Origin of the sequence: Mongoliibacter sp. (assembly GCF_007692705.1) — a bacterium.
Taxonomy (GTDB): Bacteria; Bacteroidota; Bacteroidia; order Cytophagales; family Cyclobacteriaceae; genus Mongoliibacter.
Genome location: NZ_REBN01000015.1, coordinates 1 through 3064 on the forward strand (window position 1 = coordinate 1; position 3064 = coordinate 3064).

Consider the following 3064-nt stretch of genomic DNA (forward strand, 5'->3'; position numbering starts at 1 on the left):
CCTGACCTGAAGCAGGAAATCCTTATTGTAGCTGAAGAAGGAAGAGAAGAAGAAGTTGTTACCAGGTTGGCAAGAGTTGGATATGACCATTCAATAGGTTTCCTTAAAGGAGGCTTTGACGCATGGAAAAACGATGGCAGAGAAGTAGATAGCATAGAATCAATTTCTGTAACTGAACTTGCTTCAGCAATGGAAAAAGACGAAAACATAAATGTACTCGATGTTAGAAAAAACTCTGAATTCCTAAGTGAACACGTACTGGGAGCTGAAAATGCACCTCTTGATTATATCAACGACAGCATGACTAAAATTAATAAGGACAAAACTTATTACGTTCATTGTGCCGGAGGATATAGGTCTATGATATTTGCATCAATCTTGAGAGCCAGAGGTTTTGATAACCTGATAGATGTCAAAGGCGGTTTTGCAGCCATTAAGGATGCTGAAGAAATAAAAGTGAGCGATTACGTGTGTCCTACCACATTATTATAATTATAAATTCAAAAACTCTAATCAAATGGCAAGATGTAAAGTCTTGCCATTTCTGGTTTAAAGGGCCTAATGGTGATAAATGTCACAGTTTGCTTCGGTATAATTAAGGAATTTTGAAAATGTCAAAGATGTTTGTATTGGTTTTTCTTTTGTCGACCTCAGTACAACTGTCGGCCCAGGATTTTGCAAATAAAAATGACAGCACCGCCCTTAGGCCAACCAAATTGGCAGATGAATTGAAAAAAGGGAAAGTAGACTTTCACCTCAAATCTTTCTTTATGGCTACGCAAAATAGAGGTGACTTATTGGATTATGCTACTCTTGCTGCTGGAGCAGGTATAGGTTATACCAGCCCCGAATGGAAAGGTTTCCAAGCTCGATTCAACGGATTCTTCACCTTCCAGCTCTTTGAAAATAATATCCGTATAGCTGACCCAATTACTGGAGCAGGAAACAGGTACGAAATCCTATTGTATGACATGAACGATGTCACTAATACAAACAAACTTGATCGTCTGGAAGAACTGTATTTATCTTACAGGTACAAGAAGCTTAGCTTTAAACTGGGAAGACAGCGTGTTCACAGCCCTTTGCTTAATGAGCAGGACAACAGGATGAGACCTAATGTGTTCGGCGGTCTTTCTGCCACATATGCTGCAAAAGACTTAAAAGTTACGGGCATGTGGATAGAATCTGTGACCATAAGAGGTACCGTAGATTGGTATCAGATTGAAGATTCTTTTGGTGTATATCCTTTTGGAAGAAACCCTTTTGGGCAACCTTCTGGTTATAAAGGGAATATTGACTCAAAAGGAATCGCTATGCTGGGAGCTCAATACCATAAAAGCGGTTTAACAGCCCAGGCTTGGAATTATTACGCTGAAAATGTCTTCAATGTAAGTTTCGGACAATTAGAGTATCAGAAAAGTCTAGATAACAGAATGAGAATTCATGTTGGGGCACAAGGCCTCTACCAAATTGCCATAAATGATGGAGGAAATGCGGATTCGCAAAAAGCTTTCATTATGCCAGAAGAGAAAGTAAATGCATTCGGAGGAAAACTTGGAGTTTTCTATCGAAAACATAACCTATCCTTCAACTATTTGCAGATAGGGAAAGGTGGTAGATTTCTTTTCCCAAGGGAGTGGGGAAGGGAAAATTTCTTTGCTAGCCTTGGAAGAGAGCGATACGAAGGTAGCGGTGACATGCAGGCTTATGTATTGAAGTATGATCTTGCAACCCCTGTAGAAGGTTTATTCACCCAATTGGGGGCAGGCCTGGTAAATCACTCAGAAGTGGATAATTTCAGGTCAAATAAATACGGCATCCCGTCTTACTATCACTTTGCTGGTCTCGCAGAGTATAAATTCAAAGACTATTTTGAAGGTTTAAATCTGCAGCTACTAATTGTGAATAAAACAGGAAGAAATAGTGCGAATGTTCCAGATAACCTAAGGATAAACCGGGTTGATTTATGGAACTTCAATCTAATAATGGATTACAAATTTTAAAAAAGAAAAACAAATAACTTAAAAATGGAACAATTTATTGAATGGATTACGCAGCCCTGGCCTTGGTGGGTCGCTGGGCCCTTAATAGGATTAACAGTGCCGATTTTATTGATTATTGGAAATAAATCTTTTGGGATTTCTTCATCTCTTAGGCACGTATGTGCCATGTGCGCTCCAGCAAACATACCCTTTTTCCAATATAATTGGAGAAAAGAAATGTGGAACATGATGTTTGTTTTTGGTGTGCTGATAGGTGGATTTATTGCAGCTACTTTCATTTCCAATCCAGAAACTATTGTTGTGGCAGAGTCTACGCAAAGGGATCTTGCGGCTTTGGGAATTACTGATTATTCCAAATTACTTCCTGCCGAAATTTTCAACTGGGAAAATCTATTCACATTGAAAGGTTTGATTTTCTTTGTTTTTGGTGGATTTATGGTAGGCTTTGGAACAAGGTATGCCGGTGGGTGTACTTCAGGACATGCAATTATGGGCATCTCTGCTTTGCAGTGGCCATCAGTAGTCGCCACAATATTCTTTATGCTGGGAGGCTTCATTACAACTCACTTCTTACTAGGACCTTTAATGGCTTTTGCAGGATTTTAAAAAATTAATATCATGAATATAAAAGAAAAAAAAGTAGATATAAAAGACGCAGTATGTGATTCTCCAAACATGCAGCAGACAAGTGAAAGCCTATTAAAATACCTTATAGTAGGTGTTTTATTTGGAATTATATTTGTCAAAGCTGAGGTGATTTCCTGGTTTAGGATTCAGGAAATGTTTAGACTACAGTCTTTTCATATGTATGGTATCATTGGCTCTGCCATTGCGGTAGGAGCACTTTCTATACAAATCATCAAAAAATTTGATATAAAATCATTGAGAGGTGAATCCATCAATATTCCGAAAAAGGAATTCAGAAAAGGACAGATCATCGGAGGATTTATTTTCGGTTTGGGTTGGGCTATCACAGGAGCGTGTCCAGGACCTCTCTATGCGCAAATAGGAACCGGATTTACAGTTGTTGCCGTGACTTTGCTATCTGCGATTGCAGGTAC

General features: G+C 38.8%; 4 protein-coding genes. All 4 read left to right on the top strand.

Annotated elements, in window-relative coordinates; translation table 11 throughout:
- A partial coding sequence (locus EA341_RS00205; RefSeq protein WP_293010666.1) for a rhodanese-like domain-containing protein occupies positions 1–492 on the top strand: 492 nt, incomplete at its 5' end.
- Between the two features lie 119 nt (positions 493–611).
- On the top strand, positions 612–2003 hold the full coding sequence (locus EA341_RS00210) for an OprD family outer membrane porin (protein ID WP_293010667.1): 1392 nt from the start codon (positions 612–614) through the stop codon (positions 2001–2003).
- Positions 2004–2027: 24 nt separating this feature from the next.
- The gene (locus tag EA341_RS00215) at positions 2028–2609 is read left to right on the top strand and encodes a YeeE/YedE thiosulfate transporter family protein (protein ID WP_293010668.1); all 582 of its coding nucleotides are present in this window, start codon (positions 2028–2030) and stop codon (positions 2607–2609) included.
- A 12-nt stretch (positions 2610–2621) separates the two neighbouring features.
- Positions 2622–3064, top strand: a 443-nt coding sequence (locus tag EA341_RS00220; protein WP_293010669.1) for a DUF6691 family protein, incomplete at its 3' end; no start/stop codon positions are given.